The organism is Cobetia sp. SIMBA_158 (assembly GCF_046566945.1).
Taxonomy (GTDB): domain Bacteria; phylum Pseudomonadota; class Gammaproteobacteria; order Pseudomonadales; family Halomonadaceae; genus Cobetia; species Cobetia amphilecti.
On record NZ_JAWJYL010000001.1, the window covers coordinates 752425 to 778564 of the forward strand.

At 63.2% G+C, this 26140-nt stretch carries 19 protein-coding genes; 13 read left to right on the forward strand and 6 right to left on the reverse strand.

Features of this window, described 5'->3' with window-relative positions; all coding sequences use genetic code 11:
* Nucleotides 1–7 precede the first annotated feature (7 nt).
* The 3 genes from R2R70_RS03450 to R2R70_RS03460 all read left to right on the forward strand — a co-directional run bounded on the left by R2R70_RS03450 (nt 8) and on the right by R2R70_RS03460 (nt 3475).
* Entirely contained in the window at nt 8–1144 is a 1137-nt protein-coding gene (locus R2R70_RS03450) for an extracellular solute-binding protein (protein WP_225347830.1), read from the forward strand.
* A gap of 174 nt (nt 1145–1318) precedes the next feature.
* Entirely contained in the window at nt 1319–2620 is a 1302-nt protein-coding gene (locus R2R70_RS03455; RefSeq protein WP_054556762.1) for an ABC transporter permease, read from the forward strand.
* Between the two features lie 3 nt (nt 2621–2623).
* Entirely contained in the window at nt 2624–3475 is an 852-nt protein-coding gene (locus R2R70_RS03460; protein WP_043334517.1) for an ABC transporter permease, read from the forward strand.
* Nucleotides 3476–3642: 167 nt separating this feature from the next.
* On the opposite strand, the gene R2R70_RS03465 is transcribed toward R2R70_RS03460, so the two are convergent.
* The gene (locus R2R70_RS03465) at nt 3643–5772 is read right to left on the reverse strand and encodes a sigma-54-dependent Fis family transcriptional regulator (protein WP_410977266.1); all 2130 of its coding nucleotides are present in this window, start codon (nt 5770–5772) and stop codon (nt 3643–3645) included.
* A gap of 414 nt (nt 5773–6186) precedes the next feature.
* On the opposite strand from R2R70_RS03465, the gene R2R70_RS03470 reads away from it, so the two are divergent.
* From R2R70_RS03470 to R2R70_RS03500, 7 genes are all read left to right on the forward strand, one after another.
* Complete coding sequence (locus tag R2R70_RS03470) at nt 6187–7341, forward strand: ABC transporter ATP-binding protein (RefSeq protein ID WP_054556759.1); 1155 nt, start codon at nt 6187–6189, stop codon at nt 7339–7341.
* Nucleotides 7341–8579 carry an ABC transporter ATP-binding protein gene (locus tag R2R70_RS03475; protein ID WP_410977267.1) on the forward strand — a complete coding sequence of 413 codons (1239 nt, stop codon included), beginning with the start codon at nt 7341–7343 and terminating at the stop codon, nt 8577–8579. The genes R2R70_RS03470 and R2R70_RS03475 overlap by 1 nt, the downstream gene beginning before the upstream one ends.
* Entirely contained in the window at nt 8579–9448 is an 870-nt protein-coding gene (locus R2R70_RS03480; protein WP_043334509.1) for a carbohydrate ABC transporter permease, read from the forward strand. Before R2R70_RS03475 ends, R2R70_RS03480 begins: the two co-directional genes overlap by 1 nt.
* Nucleotides 9449–9459: 11 nt before the next feature.
* On the forward strand, nt 9460–10260 hold the full coding sequence (locus R2R70_RS03485; RefSeq protein ID WP_043334505.1) for a carbohydrate ABC transporter permease: 801 nt from the start codon (nt 9460–9462) through the stop codon (nt 10258–10260).
* A gap of 73 nt (nt 10261–10333) precedes the next feature.
* Nucleotides 10334–10606 (forward strand): DUF2160 domain-containing protein, encoded by a 273-nt coding sequence (locus R2R70_RS03490; protein WP_043334560.1) that lies wholly within the window; start codon nt 10334–10336, stop codon nt 10604–10606.
* A 148-nt stretch (nt 10607–10754) separates the two neighbouring features.
* Nucleotides 10755–12797 (forward strand): DUF4955 domain-containing protein, encoded by a 2043-nt coding sequence (locus tag R2R70_RS03495; protein ID WP_410977268.1) that lies wholly within the window; start codon nt 10755–10757, stop codon nt 12795–12797.
* 304 nt (nt 12798–13101) lie between these two features.
* Complete coding sequence (locus R2R70_RS03500; protein ID WP_225348116.1) at nt 13102–14754, forward strand: ABC transporter substrate-binding protein; 1653 nt, start codon at nt 13102–13104, stop codon at nt 14752–14754.
* 182 nt (nt 14755–14936) lie between these two features.
* Here R2R70_RS03500 and gcvP read toward each other — a convergent pair whose 3' ends face one another.
* The gene (gene gcvP / locus R2R70_RS03505; RefSeq protein WP_410977269.1) at nt 14937–17831 is read right to left on the reverse strand and encodes an aminomethyl-transferring glycine dehydrogenase; all 2895 of its coding nucleotides are present in this window, start codon (nt 17829–17831) and stop codon (nt 14937–14939) included.
* Between the two features lie 328 nt (nt 17832–18159).
* Nucleotides 18160–18552: a glycine cleavage system protein GcvH gene (gene gcvH / locus R2R70_RS03510; RefSeq protein WP_043334495.1), complete on the reverse strand. Its 393-nt coding sequence runs from the start codon at nt 18550–18552 to the stop codon at nt 18160–18162.
* A gap of 885 nt (nt 18553–19437) precedes the next feature.
* Between gcvH and R2R70_RS03515 the strand changes: the two genes are divergently transcribed.
* Both R2R70_RS03515 and gcvT read left to right on the forward strand, forming a co-directional pair.
* Entirely contained in the window at nt 19438–20799 is a 1362-nt protein-coding gene (locus R2R70_RS03515; protein ID WP_225996440.1) for an alanine/glycine:cation symporter family protein, read from the forward strand.
* A 209-nt stretch (nt 20800–21008) separates the two neighbouring features.
* The gene (gene gcvT / locus R2R70_RS03520; RefSeq protein ID WP_131431678.1) at nt 21009–22142 is read left to right on the forward strand and encodes a glycine cleavage system aminomethyltransferase GcvT; all 1134 of its coding nucleotides are present in this window, start codon (nt 21009–21011) and stop codon (nt 22140–22142) included.
* Nucleotides 22143–22407: 265 nt separating this feature from the next.
* Here gcvT and R2R70_RS03525 read toward each other — a convergent pair whose 3' ends face one another.
* The 3 genes from R2R70_RS03525 to R2R70_RS03535 all read right to left on the reverse strand — a co-directional run bounded on the left by R2R70_RS03525 (nt 22408) and on the right by R2R70_RS03535 (nt 24743).
* A complete protein-coding gene (locus R2R70_RS03525; protein WP_043334489.1) occupies nt 22408–22614 on the reverse strand; it encodes a cold-shock protein in 207 nt (68 codons plus the stop codon).
* Between the two features lie 637 nt (nt 22615–23251).
* Nucleotides 23252–23914, reverse strand: coding sequence for a 3-oxoacid CoA-transferase subunit B (locus tag R2R70_RS03530; RefSeq protein ID WP_043334487.1), 663 nt, complete (start codon nt 23912–23914; stop codon nt 23252–23254).
* Nucleotides 23915–24041: 127 nt separating this feature from the next.
* Nucleotides 24042–24743, reverse strand: coding sequence for a CoA transferase subunit A (locus tag R2R70_RS03535; protein ID WP_410977270.1), 702 nt, complete (start codon nt 24741–24743; stop codon nt 24042–24044).
* A gap of 408 nt (nt 24744–25151) precedes the next feature.
* Between R2R70_RS03535 and R2R70_RS03540 the strand changes: the two genes are divergently transcribed.
* Entirely contained in the window at nt 25152–26048 is an 897-nt protein-coding gene (locus R2R70_RS03540) for a LysR family transcriptional regulator (protein WP_043334482.1), read from the forward strand.
* Nucleotides 26049–26140: the final 92 nt, after the last annotated feature.

Below are 26140 nucleotides of genomic sequence, written 5' to 3' on the forward strand. Positions count from 1 at the left end.
TTCATCCATGTCAGTCATCAATCAGTTCACCGCGTCATTCACTACCTCGCGCCCGGGCATGCCGCTGCGCAGCCTGCTGGCGGTTGCCGTGGCAGCGGCCGGCATGAGCGCCGGTGCGGCCCAGGCCGAGACGCTCAATATCGTCTCGTGGGGCGGCGCCTATACCGACAGCCAGAACAAGGCCTATCACGAGCCCTGGGAGGAGAAGAGCGGCGACACCGTCGTCAATATCGACAAGTCATCCAATGCGCTGTCCGGACTGCGCGCACAGGTCCAGGCCGGCAACGTCACCTGGGACCTGGTCGACATGCTGCCCAGTGATGCCTTGATCGCCTGTTCGGAAGGCCTGATCGAGCCGCTGGACCCGGACACCCTGTTCGCGGCAGCGCCGGATGGCACGCCGGCCAGCGAGGACTTCATCGAGAATTCGCTCAGCGAGTGCTTCGTGCCGCAGATCGTCTACTCCAACATCGTGGCCTTCAATACCGAGATGTTCCCCGAGGACAAGCAGCCGGATTCCATCGATGACGTCTTCAATCTCGAGGAATTCCCCGGCAAGCGTGCGCTGCAGAAGAAGCCGATCAACAACATGGAGTGGGCGCTGGTAGCCGATGGCGTGGCCCCGGAAGATGTCTACGAGATGCTGGATTCCGAGGAAGGCATCGAACGTGCCTTCGCCAAGCTCGATACCATCAAGGACAGCGTGATCTGGTGGGAAGAGGGCGCACAGCCACCGCAGCTGCTGGCGGACAAGGAAGTGGCCTTCGCCTCGGCCTACAACGGACGCATCTTCGATGCCGAGGTCAACGAGAAGCAGCCATTCTCCATCGTCTGGGATGCCCAGGTCTTCGAGCTGGATGGCTGGGTGGTGCCGACCGGCAAGCTCGACAAGGTCAAGGATTACCTGATGTTCGCCACCGATACCCAGCGTCTGGCGGATCAGGCCAAGTACATCTCCTACGGGCCGGCGCGTACCTCCTCCGCGGCACTGGTCTCGACCCATGCGGACACCGGCATCGACATGAAGCCGCACATGCCCACCTATGGTCCCAACTTCGAGACCGCCATCCCCAAGGATGACGAATTCTGGGCCGATAACCTCGATGAACTGAGCCAGCGCTTCAACGCCTGGCTGGCACGCTGACCCCTGCACTGACCCGCTGGCCCCGGTGGCGCACACCCGCGCGCCGGGGCCTTTTTGATCATGCCTGATGGCCCGTCGGCCATGCTCGATTCCGCCAGGTTGGCTTCCGTCACTGTCACGCGGAAGCCGGCTGGCGACTCAGGCATCCTCGGATAGCCGATCAAGGAGTGCAGGATGAGCGATTCCTCCGCCCCGGCCACGTCCGGAAGCGCAGCACATGACCCCAATGGTGCCCCCGGCGCGGCGCTGACCACCGCCGATGGCGTACCGCTGAAACAGAGCCTCAATCGCGCCATCCGTCGCAGCCGCATCAAGGCGTTGCTGCTGGTGGCGCCACTGCTGGTCTTCATCGGGCTGGCATTCGTCATGCCCATCTTCGACATGCTGTCACGCAGTGTCGACAACCCGGAAGTCTCCACCTATCTGCCACGCACCAGCGAGGTGCTGGTCGACTGGGACGGCGAAGGGTTGCCGGAAGAGGCCGCCTACGCCGCCCTGGCGCAGGACCTGGCCGCGGGACTCAAGGCGCGCAATCTCGGGCGCGTCGCCTCGCGTCTCAACTACGAAAAGTCCGGCATGCGGTCGCTGTTCATGAAGAGCGCCCGCCGTGCCGGTCGCATGGAGGCTCCTTACAAGGCCGCGCTGATCAAGGCCGATGAGGATTGGGAGGACCCGGATATCTGGCGTCTGATCAAACGCGAATCATCGCCTCTCACCGCTTCCTACTATCTGGCGGCGGTGGATCGCCAGTTCTCACCGACAGGCGAGATCGTCGAGAAACCGGAGTATCTGCAGATCCACGTCTCGCTGTTCATTCGCACCTTCTGGATGAGCGCGGCGATCACCGGGCTGTGTCTGTTGCTGGCCTATCCGGTGGCCTGGCTGCTGGCGACCCTGCCGGCCAGTCGCGGCAATCTGCTGATGATTCTGGTGCTGCTGCCGTTCTGGACCTCGCTGCTGGTGCGAACTACCACATGGATCGCGATCCTGCAGCAGCAGGGGGTGCTCAATGACATGCTGGTGGGCGTCGGGATACTCGCCGAGGAGGCGCGTATCCAGATGATCTACAACAAGACCGGCACCATCATCGCGATGACCCACATCCTGCTGCCGTTCATGATCCTGCCGCTGTACTCGGTGATGAAGACCATCCCGCCCAGCTACATGCACGCGGCGCGCTCGCTGGGCGCCGGGCCGATCACCGCCTTCCGGCGCGTCTACTTCCCGCAGACCCTGCCGGGCATCGGGGCGGGCTCGATTCTGGTCTTCATCCTCTCCATCGGCTACTACATCACGCCGGCACTGGTGGGCGGGCAGTCGGGCCGCTTCATCACCAACTTCATCGCCTATCACATGCAGACCTCGCTCAACTGGGGGCTGGCAGCGGCCATTGGCTCGATACTGCTGGTCGTGGTGATCCTCTTCTATCTCGTCTACAACCGTCTGATCGGTGTGGACAAGGTCAAACTGGGGTGACAGATGGCCATACCTTCCTATGCAACTCGTGGTGAGCGGATCTGGCATTGGGTGTTCTGCGTGCTCTGCGCGCTGATCTTCCTGTTCCTGATCGGGCCGATCCTGGTGATCATTCCGCTCTCGTTCAATGCCGAACCCTACTTCACCTTCTCGGAGAAGATGCTGTCGCTGGACCCGGAGGGCTACTCGCTGCGCTGGTATCAGGAGTTCTTCACCTCGGATGAGTGGATGCGCTCGATCAAGAACAGCATCATCGTGGCGGTGTGCGCGACGGTGCTGGCCACGGTACTGGGCACGCTTGCCGCACTGGGGCTTTCCAGCCGCTTCATGCCGTTTCGCAATACCATCATGGCGATCCTGATCTCGCCGATGATCGTGCCACTGATCATCAGCGCCGCGGCGATGTTCTTCTTCTTCTCGAAACTGGGGCTGACCCAGACCTATCTGGGCGTGATTCTGGCGCACACGGCGCTGGGCATTCCCTTCGTGGTGATCACGGTGACGGCGACGCTGTCCGGCTTCGATCACTCGCTGACACGTGCGGCACACTCGCTGGGGGCCAGTCCGAGCCGCACCTTCTTCCGCATCATCCTGCCGCTGGTGACGCCGGGAGTGGTGTCCGGTGCGCTGTTCGCCTTCATCACCTCGTTTGATGAGGTGGTGGTGGTGCTGTTCATCGCCGGGCCGGCGCAGACCACCATCCCGATCCAGATGTGGTCCGGTATCCGCGAGGAGATCAGCCCGACGATTCTGGCGGTGGCCACGCTGCTGGTTCTGGTCTCGATCCTGCTGCTGACGACACTGGAGCTGATTCGCCGCCGCAATGAACGTCTGCGCGGCCTGACGCCGAGCTGAGCACTGTCCTCGACCCTCAGCCCTCTGCTCTTGAGCGCTGAGCGCTTGATGGCTGTGAGAAACAGGAGTCGCAAGAAACGCCCGCGCCCCCGCAGACAGACTCTGCGGGGGCGCGGGCGTTTCAGGGCCAGGGCTTGGAGACAGGGCTTGAGGAAAAGCCTGCTGCGTCAGGCCGCGCCGAGTCGCTTGTAGAGCGTGGTGCGACTGATGCCCAGCTCCCGCGCGAGACGCGAGACGTTGCCGCCCAGCGAGTCCAGCGCACTCTGCAGCTCCTCGGCGCTGGAGAGATCATGCAGCGAGGGCTGGCCGCTGGTTTGCGAGGGCTGGCGGGCGATCTGGCCCTCTGATGCGGGACAGTCGCCCTGTGAGGCGAGACAGTCGCCCGCCAGCATCACATGGCACGGCTCCAGGGTCGGCCCATCGCACAGTGCCAGTGCCAGGCGCAGCACGTTGTCCAGCTCGCGCACGTTGCCGGGCCAGTCATGCTGGGTGAGGCGATCGAGGAAGGCGGGCGTGAGGCGCGGTAGCTCACGTTGCTGCTCCCGGCACAGCCGTGTCAGCAGGGCACGACTCAGGCCGGCGATGTCGTGACGCTCCCTCAGCGGCGGTAGGGCGATGCTGGCGCCACACAGGCGATAGTAGAGATCTGCCCGGAAGCGCCCGGCCTTGACCAGCTCGCTGAGGGGCTGATGGGTGGCGGCCACCAGTTCGAAATCGACCCGCTGCGGCTTGCCGCCGCCCAGCGGGGTGACTTCACGCTCCTGCAGCACGCGCAGTAGACGCGCCTGCACATGCAGTGGCATGTCGCCGATCTCATCCAGAAACAGGCGCCCGCCATTGGCCTCGAGCAGGCGGCCTTCGCGTCCGGCGGGGTCGGCACCGGTAAAGGCACCGCGCCGATAGCCGAACAGCTCGGCCTCGACCAGCTCATCAGGCAAGGCGGCGCAGTTGATGGCGACCAGCGGCTGATGGGCGCGATGACTGGCCTGATGCAGCGCCTTGACCACTTCCTCCTTGCCGACGCCGGTCTCGCCCTGCAGCAGCAGTGGCAGGCGGGCGTTCACCAGCCGCGTCAGCAGTTCGCAGACCCTGGCCCAGCCGGCATCGCCATGATGCAGGCGCGCAAGACTCGGGTGGCACGCAGTCTCTCGAGCGGCGGTTTCGGCCGGTGGCTGGCTTTCTGGGTGCTTGGCTGGCGCGCGGGGCACGACCCGTGGCCTGGGCGGGGCTGCACACAGGGCGTAGCCCGTGAAGCGCGGGTGCTGTGTGAGCGTCACACACTGCGCCTCGGCGAGCTGGGCCAGCGGCGCCCAGTCCAGCTGCCAGCGTGCCAGCGGCTGGCCCAGCAGCAGGTGGATGTCATCGCGGGTGGCGCAGCTGTCGCTGTCCGCTGCATGGGCTGTGCTGTTCGATGCATTGGCTGCGTTTTCGGAAGCGGGCGTGAGTTCAAGGTGAGCCGCCAGCAGCTGCAGTCCCCGGCGACTGGCAGCCGCGACCTGACCTTGCGGCGTGATGGCCAGCAGGGCCGCGCTGGGCGAGTCCAGCTGCGAGCGGTTGAGATGCAGGCGCAACAGGTGATGGTCGTGCCCATGCGCCTCGCCCAGACGGCGTTGCTCGATATCATCCGCCAGTACCCCGAGCATGCCGAGGCTGTACTGGCGCACACGGTAGGGATCGCAGATCAGTCCCAGGCACCCCTCGCAGGCGCCGGGCGCCAGGCCGCGACTGGCACTCCAGCTGGCGGGCGCCAGCAGTGCGGCACTGGCGCTGGCCAGCCCCTTGAGGCATTCGGCGTCATGCGCCTCGAGGGCGATGCGTGCCAGGCGATTGGCGCGCGGCGCATTCAGGGTCTCGGCGATGGCGTTGTGACCCAGCGACTCCTCACGCCAGCGCGCGCCAGGGTGCAACAGGGCGGCGTCATTGCCCAGCAGCTGTTGATGGCCGTAGCTTGCCAGCACCACGCCGTCGCGGTCGGTCAGTACCAGACACGCCTGCCAGTGTTCGAGCAGGTTGAGGGTATGGCCGGCCACCGCTGACGCCACCGTCGCCATCAGGCTGGCGGCCTGACGCTGACGCCAGACGAGCTCCTCCGGCGGACACCGGAGGGTTGAGGGCGGCAGCGCCGAGGGGAAAGAAGAGGGAAGAGAAGAGGAGGGAGCAGGGGGAAGCGCCGCCGCAGGCGTTGTGCAGGCGGAGCCTCGATCGAGCGCCTGATCCTCAGCATGGCGAGCTGAATGCTTGGCCGAATGGTGGGCAGCGTGGCGCGCTGAGTGCTTGGCGGCGTGGGGTAGTGGCATGCGACGTCCCTTGTGCGGCGGGCCTTTCAGGCCTCTGTTGTTATGGGTGCTGTTATCGATGCTGTTTTCGGTCTGGGGGAGTGTTCACGGCAATGTTCACTTGTGCGTGGTGAGTGTTCAGTTCCGAGGACTCCAGTGTTCAGACACTGTTCATCAGAGTAGCGGCAGACGCGGCGGATGACGGGCTAGACCATGGTCTGCCCCTGCCTTGGTCGCATCCGGCAAGTAACTGAATGATCGACAGAAGAGCGGAATCCGGCGCCCTCCGAGGGCTGAAGGAGGGTGTCTGTGGGCAGGGGGTTGCGCGCGGCTGGCACAGGGTTCGCTTGAGGATAGTCACCAGGTGGGTGTGAACACTCGGCAGTGGTTGGCCGTGTCCTTGCCCCGATGACTTTCACCAGACGAGACAGCGCCATGTCCTTGAGCCTTGAGGCGGTCACCCGCCGGGTTGGCCGCGAGACCCATATCGACAGGGTGGACCTGACCTTCGAGCCCGGCTCCTTCAATGTGCTGCTGGGACGCACCCTGTCCGGCAAGACGTCGCTGATGCGCCTGATGGCGGGTCTCGATGTGCCCAGTGACGGGCGCATCGTGATGAACGGCGAGGACGTGACCGGTCGTCCGGTGCGCGAGCGCAACATCTCGATGGTCTATCAGCAGTTCATCAACTACCCGAGCCTGAGCGTCTACGACAACATCGCCTCGCCTTTGAAGCTGGCGCGCATGGCGCCCGAGGAAATCCGCCGCCGCGTGCACGAGATCGCCGAGATGCTGCATATCGAGCAGTTCCTTGCGCGTCAGCCGGCGGAGCTGTCTGGTGGCCAGCAGCAGCGCACGGCCATGGCGCGGGCGCTGGTCAAGGACGCCGACCTGGTGCTGTTCGATGAGCCGCTGGTCAATCTCGACTACAAGCTGCGCGAAGAACTGCGCCACGAGATGCGCAGCCTGTTCGCGACCCGCAACACCATTGCCGTCTACGCCACTACCGAGCCCGGCGAGGCGCTGGCACTCGGCGGCACCACAACGCTGATGCATGAAGGGCGGGTGCTGCAGTCCGGGCCTACCGAGGCCGTCTACCATCATCCGCTGAGTGTCGAGGCGGCGAAGCTCTATTCCGAGCCGCAGATCAATCTGTTCGAGGCCGAGGTGCGCGGACGTGAGCTGGCGTTCTCCGGCGCGGCCAGTGCCGGCGAGCAGGGCAGTCGTTTCGTGCTGCCCACGCCACTGGCGGGGATCGAGAGCGGGGCCTACCGCTTCGGTATCCGCCCCAGCCATCTGGGGCTGGCACCGCTGGCCGATGATGATCTGGAGTTCGCCGTCACGGTGGATATCGCCGAGATCTCCGGCTCCGAGACCTTCCTGCATGTCAGCAATGCCGATCACTCGCTGGTCCTGCATCTGGCCGGCATCCACGACTTCGCCGTGGATGATGCCATCCGCGTCTATGCCCCCGCCCACAAGCTGTTCGTCTATGCCGCCGATGGCGGTGGCGGGGCGGAACAGCATGGCGATGGGGCACTGATCCGCTCGCCCGAGCGACCCACCACGACTGGCGGAGGGCTGGCCTGATGGCGGAAATACACCTCAAAGATCTGGCGCACAGCTACCTGACGGCGCCCACCGCGGACAGTGATTACGCCATCCGGCGCATGAATCATGTCTGGCAGCAGGGCGGCGCCTATGCACTGCTCGGCCCGTCGGGGTGTGGCAAGAGCACGCTGCTCAACATCATCTCCGGGTTGCTGGCTCCCTCCGAGGGTGAGGTGCGCTTCGATGATCGCGTGGTCAATCGGCTGCCGCCGGAAGAGCGCAACATTGCTCAGGTTTTCCAGTTCCCGGTGGTCTACGACACCATGACGGTCTTCGACAACCTGGCCTTCCCGCTGCGCAATCAGCGCCAGCCGGAGCACAAGGTGCAGTCCCGGGTGCGTGAGATCGCCCAGGTGCTGGAGCTGGAAGACCTGCTGACGCGGCGTGCCAGCAACCTGACGGCCGACGAGAAGCAGAAGGTCTCGATGGGCCGTGGCCTGGTGCGCGATGACGTGGCCGCCATCCTGTTCGATGAACCGCTGACGGTCATCGACCCCCACCTCAAGTGGAAGCTGCGCCGCAAGCTCAAGCAGATCCACGAGCAGTTCAACATCACCATGGTCTACGTCACCCATGATCAGCTGGAGGCCTCGACCTTCGCCGACAAGATCGCGGTGATGTACGAGGGCCGCATCGTGCAGTTCGGCACCCCGCGCGAGCTGTTCGAGGACCCCGCGCACACCTTCGTGGGCTACTTCATCGGCTCGCCGGGCATGAACCTGGCCAGCATCACGCTGGAATCGCAGGGCGTGCGGCTCGGCACGGGGGAGGATGCACCCTTGCTGCATCTCCCACGGCCGCTGCTGGCGACACTGGCGGAGCGCAAGGGCGAGTTGAAGCTGGGCATTCGCCCCGAATTCGTCGAGCTCGAGGCCAGCGACGGTTCACCAGCGGCGGCGGTTCCCGACACCCGCGAGCATTGGCTGAGTGGTCAGGTCACGCTGGTGCAGGATCTTGGCACCTACAAGGTGGTAGATCTCGACATCGGCGGCGGCTGCCTGTTCAAGGCGCGCATCGAGGAAGATGCGCCGCTGCCGACAGGCCGCGTGCGTCTGCGCTTGCCGGCCCGCTGGCAGCGCTTCTATCTCGATGAGCATCTGCTGGATCTGTCGCAGGCCGGCGCACACGACAGCGGCGAGGCGGAAAGCCTTGCCAGAGGGGAGAGTGGCGGCTCTGTCAGAGGGGAAGATGACCAGCGGCCGGGAGGAAACGCCTGATGCAACGCACACACAACAATCGCGCCTGGTGGCTGGTGCTGCCGGTGGTCATCGTGGTGGCGTTCTCGGCCATCATCCCGATGATGACGGTGGTCAACTACTCGGTGCAGGACATCTTCGATCCCTCCACGCGCTTCTTCGTCGGCACCGAGTGGTATCGCGAGATCCTGCGTGACGAGCGCCTGCACGACTCGCTGATCCGTCAGTTCGTCTATTCCTTCGCGGTGCTGGCCATCGAGATTCCGCTGGGGATCGCCGTGGCGCTCTCGATGCCGCGCAAGGGCTTCATGGTCTCGCTGTGCATGATTCTGCTGGCCTTGCCGCTGCTGATTCCCTGGAACGTGGTCGGCACCATCTGGCAGATCATCGGTCGTGAGGACATTGGTCTCTACGGCTGGGCGCTGGGCCAGCTGGGCATCGACTACAACTACGCCTCCAATCCGGCAGACGCCTGGGTGACGGTGCTGGTGATGGATGTCTGGCACTGGACGTCGCTGGTGGCGCTGCTGTGCTATTCGGGGCTGCGTGCCATTCCCGATGTCTATTACCAGGCCGCGCGCATCGACCGTGCCTCGCCCTGGGCCGTGTTCCGCTACATCCAGCTGCCCAAGCTCAAGAGCGTGCTGTTGATCGGCATCATGCTGCGCTTCATGGACAGCTTCATGATCTACACCGAGCCCTTCGTGCTCACCGGTGGCGGGCCGGGTACCACCACCACCTTCCTGTCCCAGACCTTGACCCAGATGGCGATCGGCCAGTTCGATCTCGGACGTGCCGCTGCCTTCTCGCTGATCTACTTCCTCATCATCCTGCTGGTCTCGTGGCTGTTCTATACCGCCATGACCCATCAGGACAGTGACGACGCCTGAGGAGACGAGTGATGACCACACGCAAGCGTCTGGTAATGACGATCTATCTGCTGTTCCTGCTGGTGCCGATCTACTGGCTGCTGATCATGTCCTTCAAGTCGAATCAGGAGATTCTCGGCGGCTTGACCCTGTGGCCCGAGAACTTCACCTTCGACAACTATCGGGTGATCTTCACCGATCCCAGCTGGTACATGGGCTACCTCAACTCGATGAGCTACGTGGTGCTCAACATGCTCATCTCGCTGGCGGTGGCGCTGCCGGCGGCCTATGCCTTCTCGCGCTATCGCTTCCTGGGCGACAAGCATCTGTTCTTCTGGCTGCTGACTAATCGCATGGCGCCGCCGGCGGTCTTCCTGCTGCCGTTCTTCCAGCTCTATTCCTCGGTGGGGCTGTTTGATACTCCACTGGCGGTGGCACTCGCGCACTGTCTGTTCAACGTGCCGCTGGCGGTCTGGATTCTGGAAGGCTTCATGTCCGGCGTGCCCAAGGAGATCGATGAGACGGCCTATATCGATGGCTACAGCTTCCCGCGCTTCTTCCTGACGCTGTTCATTCCGATGATTCGCCCGGGAATCGGGGTGACCGCCTTCTTCTGCTTCATGTTCTCGTGGGTGGAGCTGTTGCTGGCGCGAACCCTGACCTCGACGGAGGCGAAACCGATAGCGGCGGTGATGACGCGAACGGTCTCGGCCTCGGGCATCGACTGGGGCGTGCTGGCCGCCGCCGGTGCCCTGACGCTGATTCCCGGCATTCTGGTGATCTACTTCGTGCGCAACCATGTCGCCAAGGGCTTCGCCCTGGGCCGGGTGTGATCGGCACCAGGCCGAGCGCCGCTGTCATTGCCGTCAGCAAGTCTCTGCTGACGGCCCACAAGAGGACATGATGATGGAATGGATGGCCTGGACACTGCCCACGTCACTCTTCTTTGCCGGTATCGGCACCCTGCTGCTGGGCATGACCGCCTGGCAGTTCGTGACCCCGACGCTGAGTCGTCAGGGATTTCTGCCCATCGCGACCACGCGGGGCGACAGACTGTTCATCGGCCTGCTCTCCAGCGGCTGGCTGCATCTGCTGTGGTTGGGCTTTACCGATCAGGTTTTGTGGATGATCAGCATCGTGTGTGTTGTCTGGATGCTGGTGTTGATGAAGTGGGGATGAAATGCGGGGGGGAGATGTGGAGAGGACAGAGCGCTGACGACAGGCAGCGTCGCCCGGTGGCAACACGGAACCGGACAGCCTGAGGGGAGTCCCAAGCGGTTCTGGCTGGCATCCGCCAGTGTCATTCGCCGCTCTGGAATCTCGTTGCATGTCGTCATCTCGCTCACCGCATGGCTCGTCTACAGGTAGTGCTTCCAAGGGTGCGTCACATGGCGCTTCACAAGGCGACTGTCCCTCGCCGGGCCGCAAGAACCGCCGTCGCCTCTGGGCGGGCGTGACAGGGCTGAGCATTGCCTGCGTTGTCGCCCTCGGTTGGTGGGCTGGTACACCGCTCGACAATCCGGACGCCGCGACGCCTGATCAGCAGGTCGGGGATGGCGAGGCGGGGCAATCAACATTGTGGCGGCAGTATCAGCGCGTGTGGCAGGCCAATCAGACCCGCCCACCCGAGGCGCGCAAGCCACTGCCACTGCCTGACGTTTCCCGCGCCGGCTACCGCCAGGGCGAGGCACTTCCGGCGCTTGAGCTCGAGTCGCGTGACGAGGGTGAAGCGACTGGAGCGGGCACGGCAGGTGAGAGCGAAAAGGGCGCGCTGCGCCGGTTCGATGTCACGGCCTACGGCGCGGATGGCAGTGACACCCTGAGTGATCGCCGCGCCATTCTCGAGGCGCATGCCGCCATGCGTGACTGGCAACGTCAGGGCAATGATGACGCTGACCGCCCGGCGCGGCGCGGCGTGCTGTATTTCCCGGCGGGGGATTACGTGGTGTATGGGGTGGCCGAGCGCGACTGGTTTCACTCCCGCCTGGTGGCACTGAAAGCCGCGGTGGCGGATGCAGAACGCCAGCAGGCGCTGCGTGAGGCATTGCTCAAGATGCAGGGTTTGAGTCTGGCAGGCAGTCATTGGACCTTGATGGGCGCGGGCAGTGATGTCACGCACCTCAAGCAGACCCGGCCGATGCTGCCGTTGCACGCCAGCTGGTACTGGAGCACTCCCTGGCTGCTGCATCTGGGCAATCTGGCCGAGGGTGGCAAGCAGGAAGAATGGCAAGCCATCACGCCGACGAGCCACCGGCAGTCGGCGGATACGCAGGACACGATCACGCTGGCGGATGAGGCGGGTCAGTCGGATGAGACAGATGGCGCAGCGCTCGCGCCAGGCGACGAGGTGTTGCTGGAGAGTATCGACAAGCGACCTGAGGCAGTGGCTCGCGCCCTGGCGCCCTATCAGATGGAAAAGGACGCCAGCACCGGCGAGTCACGCTGGTTGATCGAGCGTGACGGAGTGATCAAGCGGGCGCGCTATCGCGTGGTGGCACGTGACGGCAAGCGTCTCACGCTCTCGTTGCCGGTGGTGCATGAACGCTTTCCCGGTGAGCAGTGGCGCATCGCACGCCTGCACCCGGCGCGGGAAGTCGGGGTGCAGGGCATCACGCTCAAGGGCAACTGGCGGGGGCACTTCAAGCATCACCGCAGTGCCGAGGATGACAGCGGCTTCGGCCTTCTGGACCTGGATGGCATCACGGATGGCTGGGTACGTGACGTACGGCTCGACAGTTTCAATCAGGGGGTGAAGGTGCGCCACAGCTCACAGCTGACACTCGAAGACGTGACGATGACCGGCAAGCCCGGGCATATCGCGATGACGATCAGTGACAGCAATCAGGTACTGGCCCGCCAGGTAGTCGACCAAAGTCATGCCTGGCATGCGCCCGGGGTGGCCCGCTACGCGACCCATAACGTCTACCTTGAACTGGAGCACGCCGGTGACAGTGGTATCGAGCTGCATGGTCAGCAATCGTGCGACAACGTGTTCGATCGCAAGCGTGGCGGTCATGTGCGTGACCGCTGGGGCGCGAGTGTCGGCCATCAGCCCAATCATCTGCGCGGGCTGGTGCTGTGGAATCCGGTCAATACCGGCAAGCCGCATGCTGCCTGGCCTTTCATGCGCGCCGATTCTCACTTCGGCAAGGTGATCATGCCGACGGTCGTCGGGGCGACCGGACATGCGCTGGGCATCGCCAATCGCCATGACTATGCCCGGGTGATGAATGCCAAGGGCGTGACCGAGTATGACCCCTTGCCGCCGATGGATGCCTTGCAGGCCCGCGTCGAGTCGCCGGGCGAGGCCGTGAAGCCCGCCTCGCTCTACCGCGCCCAACGCGAGCTGCTGCAGGAGACGCGAGAGTGACAGCAAGCCGCTGAGCGTCAGTGCATCAGCGCAGCAGAGCAATCAGGGCAGCAAGGACAACAGAGCAGCAGCCAACGACAGCCGATCGCAACGGCAGGAGGACGAGCAGCACCGATAGCAAGCAAGGCGGCGAATCGCGCCGCGCGACACGTGATTGACGGAAGTGGTTGTTGGAAGACGCGACACAACAATAACGCCAATGAAGGGACATCCCATGAGTCAGCACATCATTCGACCCGCACGCCTGCGTTACGCCATCGCCTTCGCCACGGCGGCGGGGCTCGCCGGCCTTTCCAGTCAGGCTATGGCCGATCAGTATCAGGATGCGGCAAGGAAGTGGATCGATCAGGAGTTCTCACCCTCCACGCTGAGCAAGGACGAACAGATGTCCGAGCTCGAATGGTTCATCAAGGCCGCTGAACCGCTGCGCGGCATGGAAATCAAGGTGGCCTCGGAAACCCTGACCACCCATGAATACGAGTCCAAGGTGCTGGCCAAGGCCTTCAGCGAGATCACCGGCATCAAGCTGACCCACGACTTGATTCAGGAAGGCGACGTCATCGAGAAACTGCAGACCCAGATGCAGTCCGGGCGCAATATCTACGATGGCTACGTCAACGACTCCGACCTGATCGGCACGCATTTCCGCTATGGCAAGGTCGTGCCGATCAGCGACATGATGGAAGGCGACGGCAAGGCCTTCACCTCGCCGACGCTGGATCTGGACGACTTCATCGGGCTGGATTTCACCACCGGCCCGGATGACAAGCTCTATCAGCTGCCGGACCAGCAGTTCGCCAACCTCTACTGGTTCCGTGCCGACTGGTTCGAGCGCGAAGATTTGAAGAAGCAGTTCAAGGACAAGTACGGCTACGAGCTGGGGGTGCCGGTCAACTGGTCGGCCTATGAGGACATCGCCGACTTCTTCACCAATGACGTCAAGGAAATCGACGGTGAGCGGGTCTATGGCCACATGGATTACGGCAAGAAGGACCCGTCACTCGGCTGGCGCTTCACCGATGCCTGGTTCTCCATGGCGGGTGCCGGTGACAAGGGCCTGCCCAATGGCCTGCCGGTGGATGAGTGGGGCATTCGTGTCGAGGAATGTCAGCCGGTGGGCTCCTCGGTGACGCGTGGCGGCGCGGCCAACGGCCCGGCGGCCGTCTATGCCACCACCAAGTATGTCGACTGGCTGGGCAAGTACGCACCGCCGGAAGCCCAGGGCATGACCTTCTCCGAGTCCGGTCCGGTGCCGTCCCAGGGCAACATCGCCCAGCAGATCTTCTGGTACACCGCCTTCACCGCCGACATGACGCGGGATGGCCTGCCGGTGGTCAACGACGATGGCACCCCGAAGTGGCGCATGGCGCCGTCGCCGCATGGCCCGTACTGGGAAGAGGGCATGAAGCTTGGTTATCAGGACGTGGGCGCCTGGACCTTCTTCGATTCCACCCCGGAGAAGAACCGTCACGCGGCCTGGCTGTACGCGCAGTTCGTCACCGCCAAGACCGTCTCGCTCAAGAAGACCCTGGAAGGGCTGACGCCGATCCGCGAGTCGGATATCCAGTCCCAGGCGATGACCGATGCTGCGCCGAAGCTGGGTGGCCTGGTCGAGTTCTATCGCAGCCCGGCGCGGGTGCAGTGGTCGCCGACCGGCACCAACGTGCCGGATTACCCGAAGCTCGCCCAGCTGTGGTGGCAGTACATCTCCCAGGCCGCCAGCGGCGAAGCCACGCCGCAGGAAGCCCTCGATGGCCTGGCCAAGGCGCAGGACCGCATTCTCGAGCGTCTCGAGCGCGCCAAGGTGATGGACAACTGTGGGCCGAAGCTCAACGAGGAGCGTGATGCGGAGTACTGGTTCGCCCAGCCGGGTGCGCCGAAGGCCAAGCTGGACAACGAGAAGCCCAAGGGCGAGACCATCGCCTATGACGAGCTGCTCAAGAGCTGGAAGGAGTAAACGCGACTGGCGCGACACTGCGCCTTCGAGCAGTTTCCTGAAAGACAGCAGCAACGACAACGCCCCTGCCGGTTTCCCGGCAGGGGCGTTTTTGTGCCACAGCGATCAGCGACAGCGTTTCATCACTTTCTCATTGCTGGCTTACCGTTACGGCTTTTAATTACCGCGTTCAGTCACGGCTCTCAATCACGATAGAGATCGATGCTCGGGCAGGAGCAGATCAACTGACGATCGCCGTGCACGTTGTCAACCCGGTTGACCGCCGGCCACTGCTTGGCGGCCTTGACGTGCTCGCTGGGGAAGGCGCCGATCTCGCGGGAGTAGCTGCGCGTCCACTCGGCGTCCATCAGGTCGGCCTGGGTGTGCGGCGCGTGCACCAGCGGGTTGTCTTCCAGTGTCCACTCGCCTTGCTCGACACGGGTGATCTCGGCGCGAATCGCGATCATCGCCTCACAGAAACGGTCGATCTCGTAGAGCGACTCGGACTCGGTGGGCTCGACCATCAGGGTGCCCGCCACCGGGAACGACATGGTCGGCGCGTGGAAGCCGTAGTCGATCAGGCGCTTGGCGATGTCTTCCTCGCTGATGCCGGAAGCGGCCTTCAGCGGGCGGATATCGATGATGCACTCATGCGCCACGGTGCCGTTCTTGCCGCGATAGAGCACCGGATAGTGCCCATCGAGACGCGTGGCGATGTAGTTGGCGTTGAGGATCGCAAGCTCGGTGGCTTCACGCAGCCCCTGCGCGCCCATCATCTTGATGTAGGCCCAGGAGATCGGCAGGATCGCCGCGGAACCGAAGGCGGCGGCCGAGACGGCGGTGCATTCCGGCTTCACGCCTTCCAGCGGGGTGACCACGTGGTTGGAGACGAACGGCGCCAGGTGGGCCTTGATGCCGATCGGGCCCATGCCCGGGCCGCCGCCGCCGTGGGGAATGCAGAAGGTCTTGTGCAGGTTGAGGTGCGAGACATCGCCGCCGAAGTCACCCGGGCGGCAGATGCCGACCTGGGCGTTCATGTTGGCACCGTCGATGTAGACCTGGCCGCCGTGATCGTGAACGACCTGACAGGCCTCGCGCACGGTTTCCTCGAACACGCCGTGGGTGGACGGGTAGGTGATCATGATCGCGGACAGCTTGTCGCTGTGCTGCTCGGCCTTGGCACGCAGGTCGGCGATGTCGATGTTGCCGTTGGCGTCGCACTCGACCACCACCACCTTCATGGCGGCCATCGCGGCCGAGGCCGGATTGGTGCCGTGGGCGGAGCTGGGGATCAGGCAGATGTCGCGCGCGCCCTCGCCGATGGAGGCCTGATAGCGACGGATCGCGACCAGCCCCGCGTATTCCCCCTGCGCGCCGGAGTTCGGCTGCATGGAGATGGCGTCGTAGCCGGTGATCTCGACCAGGAAGGCCGACAGCTCATCGATCATCTGCTTGTAGCCGACTACCTGATCCGGCGGTGCGAAGGGGTGGACGTTGGCGAATTCGGGCCAGGTGACCGGGATCATCTCGGTGGTGGCGTTCAGCTTCATGGTGCAGCTGCCCAGCGGAATCATCGCGTGGGTCAGCGACAGGTCCTTGTTCTCCAGACGCTTCAGGTAGCGCAGCATCTCGGTTTCCGAGTGGTAGCGGCTGAAGGTCGGGTGGGTCAGGAAGTCGCTGTCACGCTGGCAGGTCGCCGGAATCGCGCTTGCGCCCTTGGCCAGCAGGTCCTGATCCAGCGCGGCGACGGACAGGCCGTGCTCCTCGCCGAGCAGCACGTCGAACAGCACGCCGACATCAGCGGCGGTGGTGGTCTCGTCGAGGTTGATGGTGATGCGGCCATCGCCGTGGTGGCGCAGGTTGATCTCGTGGGTCAGCTCGCGACCGTGGATCTTGCCCTCATCCACGCCGGTCACGGTGATGGCATCGAACCAGCTGTCGTGGGCCAGCGCCATGCCGCAACGGCTGATGCCCTCGGCGAGAATGCTGGTCAGGCGGTGCACGCGGGTGGCGATGCGCTTGAGGCCCTCGGCACCGTGATAGACGGCGTAGAAGCCGGCGATGTTGGCCAGCAGCGCCTGGGCGGTACAGATGTTGGAGGTCGCCTTCTCGCGGCGGATGTGCTGCTCGCGGGTCTGCATCGCCATGCGCAGAGCCGGGTTGCCGCGCGAGTCCTTGGAGACGCCGATGATGCGGCCCGGGATGGAGCGCTTGAGCTTGTCGGTGGTGGCGAAGAAGGCGGCGTGCGGGCCGCCGAAGCCCATCGGCACACCGAAGCGCTGGGAGGTGCCGACGACGATGTCGGCGCCGAGGCTGCCCGGCGACTTGAGCAGCACCAGGCTCAGCAGGTCGGCGGCTACCACGCTCATCGCGCCATTGGCGCGCGCGGCGTCCAGCAGCGGCGCGAGGTCGCGCACCTGGCCGGTGTTGCCCGGATACTGGAAGAGGGCACCGAAGATGTCGTGCTCGCCGACGTTCTCGGCGGCATCGATGATCAGCTCGAAGCCGAAGTAGTCGGCGCGGGTGCGCATGACGTCCAGGGTCTGCGGCAGCACGTCATCGGCGATGAAGAAGCGCTTGCTCTTGCTCTTCTTGTTGCCGCGCTGACACAGCGCCATGGCCTCGGCAGCGGCGGTGGCTTCGTCCAGCAGGCTGGCGTTGGCCAGCTCCATGCCGGTCAGGTCCATCACCGCCTGCTGGAAGTTGAGCAGCCCTTCGAGACGACCCTGGGCGATTTCCGGCTGATACGGCGTATAGGCGGTGTACCAGCCCGGGTTTTCCAGCACGTTGCGCTGGATGACCGCCGGCAGGTGGGTGTTGTGGTAACCCTGGCCGATATAGGTCTTGAACACCTTGTTCTGACGCGCGAGGCGCTTCAGGTAGTCCAGTGCTTCGGATTCCGTGCGTGGCCCTTCGAGATCCAGCTCACGGCCCAGACGAATGGCGGTGGGCACCGTGCGGTCGATGAGTGTGGCGATGCTCTCTTCGCCCAGCGTCGCCAACATGCGCGTCACATTGGCATCGGTCGGCCCATTGTGGCGGGAGATGAAATCGTCGTGTCCGGCCAGCTGGGCCAGGGTAAGCGTCTCGTGAGCCATGCAAGAAATCCTGTGCTGCAACGGGGACTGCAAAGGGCAGTCCGCGGGAGGAACATCACCGTGCCAGCGAGGAAGCGGCGGGCAGGGCGTCGGGAATCATGGGGGCATCGACATCACTGCCGAGCATGCTGCAGTTGCTTCACTCGCCGCGCGACCTGCAAGGGCAGTCGCGTCAGGCGGTGTCGTGCCATCGAAACGGGGTGGCGCAGTCACGAAGGTGGCTGTGCGCGAGTGCGATTTTATGCGAGTGCGGCTATATGCGAGCGCGGAAAGGCGCTGAAACCTCCTGCCCAGAGCGTCTGCGGCATGGACAGGAGGTTGACGGCGATCAGGCTTCGCTTTCGACCAGCTGAGAATAGGCATCAGCGTCGAGCAGCTTGTCGAGTTCGGCGCTGTCAGCGACCTTCATCTTCAGAATCCAGGCATCGTCATAGGGGCTTTCGTTGACGGATTCCGGCGCGTCTTCGAGGCTCTCGTTGACGGCGATGACTTCACCGGCCAGCGGCGCGTACAGATCAGAGGCCGCCTTGACGGACTCGATGACCCCGAACTCTTCTTCCAGCGCCAGCTCACGGCCGACTTCCGGCAGTTCGACGAAGACGACATCGCCCAGCGCTTCCTGGGCGTGGTCGGTAATCCCGATGGTCACGGTGCCATCACCGTTGTCCTGAACCCACTCGTGACTCTCGGTGTACTTCAGCGTGGCGGGAATATTGCTCATGAGTGTTTTCCTATGTGAAAAGATTTTCTGATTCAGGGAATCGGTACGTCATTATGCCCCAAGGTCCCGGCGTGTGGCAGTGGCAGACTGCCGCGTGATGCTACGACTTTGGGCGTGTATTGCTGACGGCCGTACCTCTATCGTGGTCTGTCACTCTTCGGGCGTCCAGTGTCTTGCGTGGTTCACTCATGAAGCCCGCCATCACGGGCCTGCCTGGCCCATGGCTGTGCATCGCTGGCCAGGCCGCCCAGCGCCTTTCCAGCGCGCCGTGACACCTCGTGAGAGGTTGAGTGCATTGCAGCAGCGCGGGAGATCGGTCGCGCCAGTGGGCGAGGATGTCCGGGTCACTGTTGCGAGGCGCTCAAACTCGCGTTATGGTGCCGACAGTTTCTTATCGGAAACTTGTTTCCATGTTGTGTCGTGAAGACCCGGCTGTCAATGCCTGATGCGTTCAAGCAGAGCGAACTTTATGAGAGCGCATGAGAGCGCTGGTGGCGCTGAGAGAGTCTTTACCTGAGGGTTACCGCGCCGGGCATGCGGCTCGGCTTTTGGTTCGGCATTCGGCTCGGTTTGTTGTGAGACTTTTTTCGCCAGTCTCGAGATCACCCGGCGCAGGATCTGCTGCCAGAAGACACGATGAGGCGATGAAACATGCGAGTTGGCGCAGTCTCATCGTACTTTTTACGCAATGATTGCCTCACCTGCCAGCGTAAAGCACTGTTGGGCTAGTGAAGTGAGATAGCTTCCGCTAATGTGAGCTGTCCCAACGGTGAAAATGCCGTGGGAGGCTCGTCGCGGGTCGATCACCCGCCTGGGGATGGCACCGCCACGAGTCACTGCGCATCGTGTGATAACAACAATTCAGCGGAGGAAATCTGCGTGGAAATGATCAGTTCCGTCTTTAGTGCCATCAATGGCGTCGTCTGGGGCCCATTGATGCTGATCCTGCTGCTCGGGGTCGGCTTCTATCTTCAGGCAGGCCTCAAGGGCATGCCGCTTCGCAAGTTGGGTACCGGCTTCAAGCTGTTGTGGAATGGTCGTGCGCCGGGCAAGGATGGCGACGGCGAGATTTCTCCTTTCAACGCCCTGATGACGTCGCTGTCGGCGACCATCGGTACCGGTAACATCGCGGGCGTGGCAACCGCCATCGCGCTGGGTGGCCCGGGGGCGATCTTCTGGATGTGGATCACCGCGCTGGTCGGCATGGCGACCAAGTACGCCGAGGCCGTGTGTGCCGTGCGTTATCGTGAAGTCGATGACACCGGCAACCATGTCGGTGGCCCGATGTACTACATCCGCAACGGTCTGGGCGCCAAGTGGGGCTGGCTGGGCGGTGCCTTCGCCTTCTTCGGTTGCTTCGCGGCCTTCGGCATCGGCAACACCGTGCAGTCCAACTCGGTCGCGGATGCGCTGGAAACGTCCTTCGCCATCCCGCACTGGGTCTCAGGTGTGGTGATGATGGTGCTGGCCGGCGCCGTGATTCTCGGTGGTATCAAGCGTATCTCCAGTGTGGCGGGCAAGCTGGTGCCGTTCATGGCCATCGCCTACTTCCTGGCCGGCATCATCATCCTGGTGATCAACGCCGACCAGATCGGCCATGCATTCGGTCTCATCTTCACCTATGCCTTCAATCCGGTCGCGGCTACCGGCGGTTTTGCCGGGGCAGCGGTGATGGCCGCCATTCGCTTCGGTGTGGCGCGCGGTATCTTCTCCAATGAAGCGGGCCTGGGCAGTGCGCCCATCGCCCACGCGGCGGCGCAGACCAAGAACCCGGTCCGTCAGGGTCTGGTCGCGATGCTGGGGACCTTCATCGATACCATCATCATCTGCACCATCACGGCGCTGGCGATCATCACTTCCGGCCTGTGGTCTTCCGGGGAAACCGGCGCGGCCCTGACCTCGATGTCCTTCGATCAGGCGCTGCCGGGCGTGGGTAATCACCTGGTGGCCATCGCGCTGGCGGTCTTCGCCTTCACCACCATCCTTGGCTGGTCCTTCTATGGTGAGAAGTGCTTCCAGTACCTGTTCGGTACGCGTGCCATCATGCTGTATCGCATCGTGTTCGTGATCGCGATTCCGCTGGGCGCGATGGCCAAGCTCGACCTGATATGGCTGATGGCGGACACCTTCAATGCGCTGATGGCGATCCCGAACCTGATCGGTCTGGCGCTGCTGTCGCCAGTGGTCTTCAAGCTGACGCGTGATTATTTTGATGGCAAGGAAGTGCTGGCTGGCGAAGATCGCTGAACGACCTGATGACTCGCCTGGCCCTACCGTGCCACTGACTGCCTTCTGCATCGCCCGGGTCACCTGACCTGGGCGGTGCAGGCGCAGGGCGCCCTGTTCAAGTCGGCAGGGCTCCTGAAAGCAGTGCCCATGACAACAAGCCTCCAGAGAGCGTGTGCCGTTCGGGTGCCATCTCTGAGAGTCATCGCAAGCCAACCTGGAGAATGACGATGTCCGATTCCGCCGCAGTGACGGGTCTCAAGCAGACCGCCCTTCATGACCTGCATGTCGAGCAGGGGGCCAGGATGGTCGAGTTCGCCGGCTATTCCATGCCCGTGCAGTACCCGCTTGGCGTCAAGAAGGAGCATGAACACACGCGCGCCAAGGCAGGGCTGTTCGATGTCTCGCACATGGGGCAGTTGATCCTGCGTGGCGAGAATGTGCAGGCGGCGCTGGAGGCCTTGGTGCCGACGGATATCATCGACCTGCCGGTGGGCATGCAGCGCTATGGCCTGCTGACCTCCGACACCGGAGGTATCCTGGATGACCTGATGATCGTCAATGGCGGTGATCACCTCTACGTGGTGGTGAACGCTGCCTGCAAGGATCAGGACATCGCGCATCTGCGGGTCGGCCTGCCGATGGATATCGAGCTTGAGGTGCTGGATGATCGGGCGCTGCTCGCACTGCAGGGGCCGATGGCTCACGCGGTGATGCAGCGTCTGTCGCCCGAGGCCTGCGAGCTGACCTTCATGCATCATGCCCACGTCACTATCGAGGGCATCGAGTGTTGGGTCAGCCGCAGTGGCTATACCGGCGAGGATGGCTTCGAGATCTCCGTGCCCGATGCCGATGCAGAGCGCTTCGCGCGTCTGTTGCTGGCGATGGAGGAGGTGGAGTTCATCGGTCTTGGCGCGCGGGACTCGCTGCGTCTCGAGGCGGGGCTGTGCCTGTACGGTCACGATCTCGATACCACCACCTCACCGGTGGAAGGCAGCCTGATCTGGGCATTGGGCAAGGTGCGTCGTCAGGGCGGCGAGCGTGAAGGCGGCTTCCCAGGGGCCGATGTCATCCTGACCCAGATCGCCAACAAGGATCACACCCGCAAGCGGGTGGGGCTGGTCGCGCACGGGCGTGCGCCTATCCGCGAAGGGGCTGAGCTCTATGATGCCCATGACAACCGTATTGGTGTGGTGACCTCCGGCAGCTTCGGGCCGACCTATGGCAAGCCGGTGGCGATGGGCTACGTGAGCATCGCTCACAGCGCACTCGAGACCGAAGTGTTTGCCGATGTGCGTGGCAAGCGTCTGCCGATGACGGTGACGAAGATGCCGTTCGTCGAGCAGCGCTACTATCGGGGGTAAGCGCGCCGTGGTCAGGTGAGCCACAGTCAGGCTCGCTGCGAGGCGTGACGCTCCGTCGCGGGTAGCAGCGCCTTGAAGAGATGCGAAAAAGGAAGAGGAACGAAAAAGGGACTGCCCAGGCAGTCCCTTTTTTCATGTCTGGCACTCGGGCATGCGGAAGGATGCGATACCCCGCGGCGTGCGCGAACGCCAGACGCAGAAAAGCCCGCCGAAGCGGGCTTTTCTGTCGGAGGAGGGGTTAGCCTCTTCCAGCTAAAATCAAAGCTTAGTCGATCAGCTTGATGTTAGCGGCCTGGAGGCCTTTCTTGCCCTGGGTGACGTCGAAGGAGACCTTCTGACCGTCTTGCAGAGACTTGAAGCCTTCAGCCTGGATTTCGGAGAAGTGTGCGAACAGGTCGTCACCGTTGTCGTCCGGAGAAATGAAGCCGAAACCTTTGGTGTCGTTGAACCACTTGACTGTGCCAGTTGCCATGATCGTAATTCCTTACTGATGATATTGCCGGGAGTTACCCGATAAACGTGGGTAAAACAAGGAGGATATACACCAGGTACCGAAGTGCTTCGATCACGACTGACGATATTCGACTTGCTAACCAACGAGAGCAATACTGCGCTGCTCGGGCGGCAAGGTCAAATGAAATATCAAAAACTTATCCTTTTGCCTAATAATCGTGCGCAGAATTCGCCCGCAAAGCCGTGCCAATAGTGCTGAGAATTTCGCCACACCGAGGGCAAGGAGTCCGCTTGTTTTTTATCCCGTTATCTTGATGTGAGCGATGACAGCTGTAGGAAAAAGACCATAGTGCGGCTTTGCTTGTATAGGGGGTTGAATGGCGCAAAGCCCCGTATGGCGGGCGATGGACACAAAAAAGCCGGCAGCGATGGCAGCGCTGCCGGCGGATGGCGTCGAAGCCATCAAGGCTCTCGGAGAGAGGATGTGATGCGCCCATCACATCATGAGAGATTTTCCTCAAAAGAGTCGGCAAAAATCCGTGGGATGTCGGGGCCGCGATTCGCCACCCTCGAGCGCAATTGTTTCGTGAGTCAAAAGTGGCTCGATGGTCAAAAGCGGCGCGAGGGTGGCCAGTAGTCCATGCGCAGAAAGTGCCTCAGGCGTCCAGCTGCATTTCCGGCACGTGTTCGGGGACGACCAGCTTGCCTGCGGTCAGACGCTCGATTTCCTCGACGCTCACGCCTGGCGCGCGCTCCAGCAGGTGGAAGGCACCATCCTTGATCTCGAGGAAGGCGAGGTCCGTCAGCACGCGACGGATGCAGCCGGCACCGGTCAGCGGCAGTTCGCACTGGCTGAGCAGCTTGGATTCGCCGTGCTTGGAGGCGTGGGTCATGGTGCAGATGATGTTCTCGGCACCGGCGACCAGGTCCATGGCGCCGCCCATGCCCTTGACCAGCTTGTTGGGGATCATCCAGCTGGCGATGTTGCCGTTCACATCCACCTCGAAGGCGCCGAGCACCGTGAGGTCGACGTGGCCGCCACGGATCATGGCGAAGGATTCGGCCGAATCGAAGATGGCGGCGCCATCGATGGCGGTCACGGTTTCCTTGCCGGCGTTGATCATGTCGGCGTCGACTTCGTCTTCATAGGGGTAGCGGCCCATGCCGAGCAGGCCATTTTCGGACTGCAGCATCACCTCGATACCGTCGGGGATATAGTTGGCCACCAGTGTCGGGATGCCGATTCCCAGATTGACGTAGGAGCCGTCCTGGATTTCCTGAGCCACTCGCTGGGCCATCTGTTCGCGTGTCAAAGCCATGATTGTTTCCTTGTCTTGGGTGCCATCAACCATGAGGCACTGTGCCGTGTCGTGAAGGCGGTCGAGAAAGTTCGCCGTGGGGCCTGTCGCCCTGATGGCGGCGATTCATGCCGGCGGAGCCCTGGGCTCAACGCGAGCGGACGGTGCGTTTCTCGATGCGCTTCTCGAAGTTGCCCTTGATCACGCGATCCACATAGATGCCGGGCGTGTGGATGTCGGCGGGGTCCAGTTCCCCCGGCTCGACCAGCTCTTCGACTTCGACCACGGTGATCTTGCCGGCGGTGGCGGCCAGCGGGTTGAAGTTGCGCGCGGTATGGCGGTAGACGACATTGCCGTAGCGGTCCGCCTTCCAGGCCTTGACGATGGCGAAGTCGCCCTTGATGGACTCTTCCAGGATGTAGGGGCGGCCATCGAACTCGCGCACTTCCTTGCCTTCGCCGATCGGTGTGCCGTAACCGGTGGCGGTGAAGAAGGCGGGGATACCGGCGCCGGCAGCACGCATCTTCTCGGCCAGCGTGCCCTGGGGGGTGAGGATCACTTCCAGATCGCCGTCGAGCAGCTGCTTCTCGAACAGCGCATTCTCGCCGACGTAGGAGCCAATCATGGTCTTGATCTGACGGTCTTCCAGCAGGATACCGAGCCCGAAGCCATCGACGCCGCAGTTGTTGGATACAACGGTGAGGTCCTTGGCACCGAGGCGCTTGATCTCTGCAATCAGGTTCTCCGGGATACCACACAGGCCGAAGCCACCGGCGATTACCGTCATGCCATCTTCGAGACCTGCCATGGCCTCCGCGTAGCTGGTCACCACCTTGTTGAATCCTGCCATGCGAATCTCCTTGAGTATCCAAGCTGTTGTTGTCGGGATGTCTTCATCATTGCCGACAATCCTGAGTCTGTATATATTTAATAAGTTTGTTTTTTCTATCCATTGATCAGTTTTTGATAAGAATTGATCTGCTGTTTATCGAACCTGCTCGCAAGGAAAAAGCCTGCCAAACCCCATGCTGACGCGGTAGCGGGGCGGAACGGCCTGAGCTGAACGGTCAGTCATGTGAGAGCTTCGTGGCTGTCATCTATGACCAATGGCCTAGATGCCCTGCAAGCGCCTGACCTGCAAGCGCCTGACCTGCGAGCGCCTGCCCTGCGAGCGCCTGCTCTGCGAGCGACAGACGACGAACTGCGCCGCATCACTTCTTGTGACATCTCTTGAAACAACCCCGGGACAGGACACGACATGACTCTTAAACAGCTGAAGGCCTTCGTGGCCGTGGCGCGCACGTTGTCCTTCGCCGAGGCGGGCACGCTGGTACATCTCTCGCAGCCAGCCCTGTCGTTGGCGGTCAAGAATCTGGAGGAGTCGCTGGGCGGGCGCCTGTTTCAGCGCTCGACCCGACAGGTCAGCCTGACGCCGGAGGGGCGCGCCTTCTTCCCGCTGGCCAGGCGTCTGCTGTCGGACTGGGAGCATGCCGAGGATGAGATGCGCCAGCGCTTCAGCCTCGGGCGCGGTCGGGTGGCCCTGGCCGCGATGCCGACCTTTGCCGGTAATCTGCTCCCCGGGGTACTGGCCGATTTTCGCCGCCAATATCCGGAGATCACCATCGAAGTGAATGACGTCATCGCCGAAGAGGTGGTCGAGCGGGTCACCGATGGTCGTGTCGAGCTGGGGATCTGCTTCGACCCCGGCGTGCGCCAGGACCTGGTGTTCGAGCTGCTGTTCGAGGACCGCTATGTGGCGATCATTCCCCCCGGCCACGCCTTGCTGGCAGAGGCGCCGACCTCCATCGAGTGGTCACGGCTGCTCAAGGAAGACTTCATCACGCTGCAGCGGCCCTCGGGGGTGCGTCGCATGCTCGAGAAACGCCTCGAGGATGCGGGCATGGCGCTGCATGTCGCCTTCGAGACCCACCAGCTGGTCACCTGCGGGCGCATGGTGGCGGAAGGTCTGGGCGTCAGCGCGGTGCCGGCGATGAGCGCGGCGCAGATGAGTGCGCTGGGCTGTCAGTGCCTGCCGCTGACAGGCCCCGAGATTCAGCAGCGGGTCGGGGTGATCCGTCGCGGCCGCCATGAGCTGTCGGTGGCGGTACAGGCGATGCTGGAGACCCTGCGCGCGCGTTATCCGTCGGCGGATTGAGTCCGGGGCGCAGTGACGCAGGGAGCGACAACAAAAAGGGACAACAAAGAAGGCGTTAGAGCAGGAAGTGGGGAGGAAGAGAGCAGGAAGAG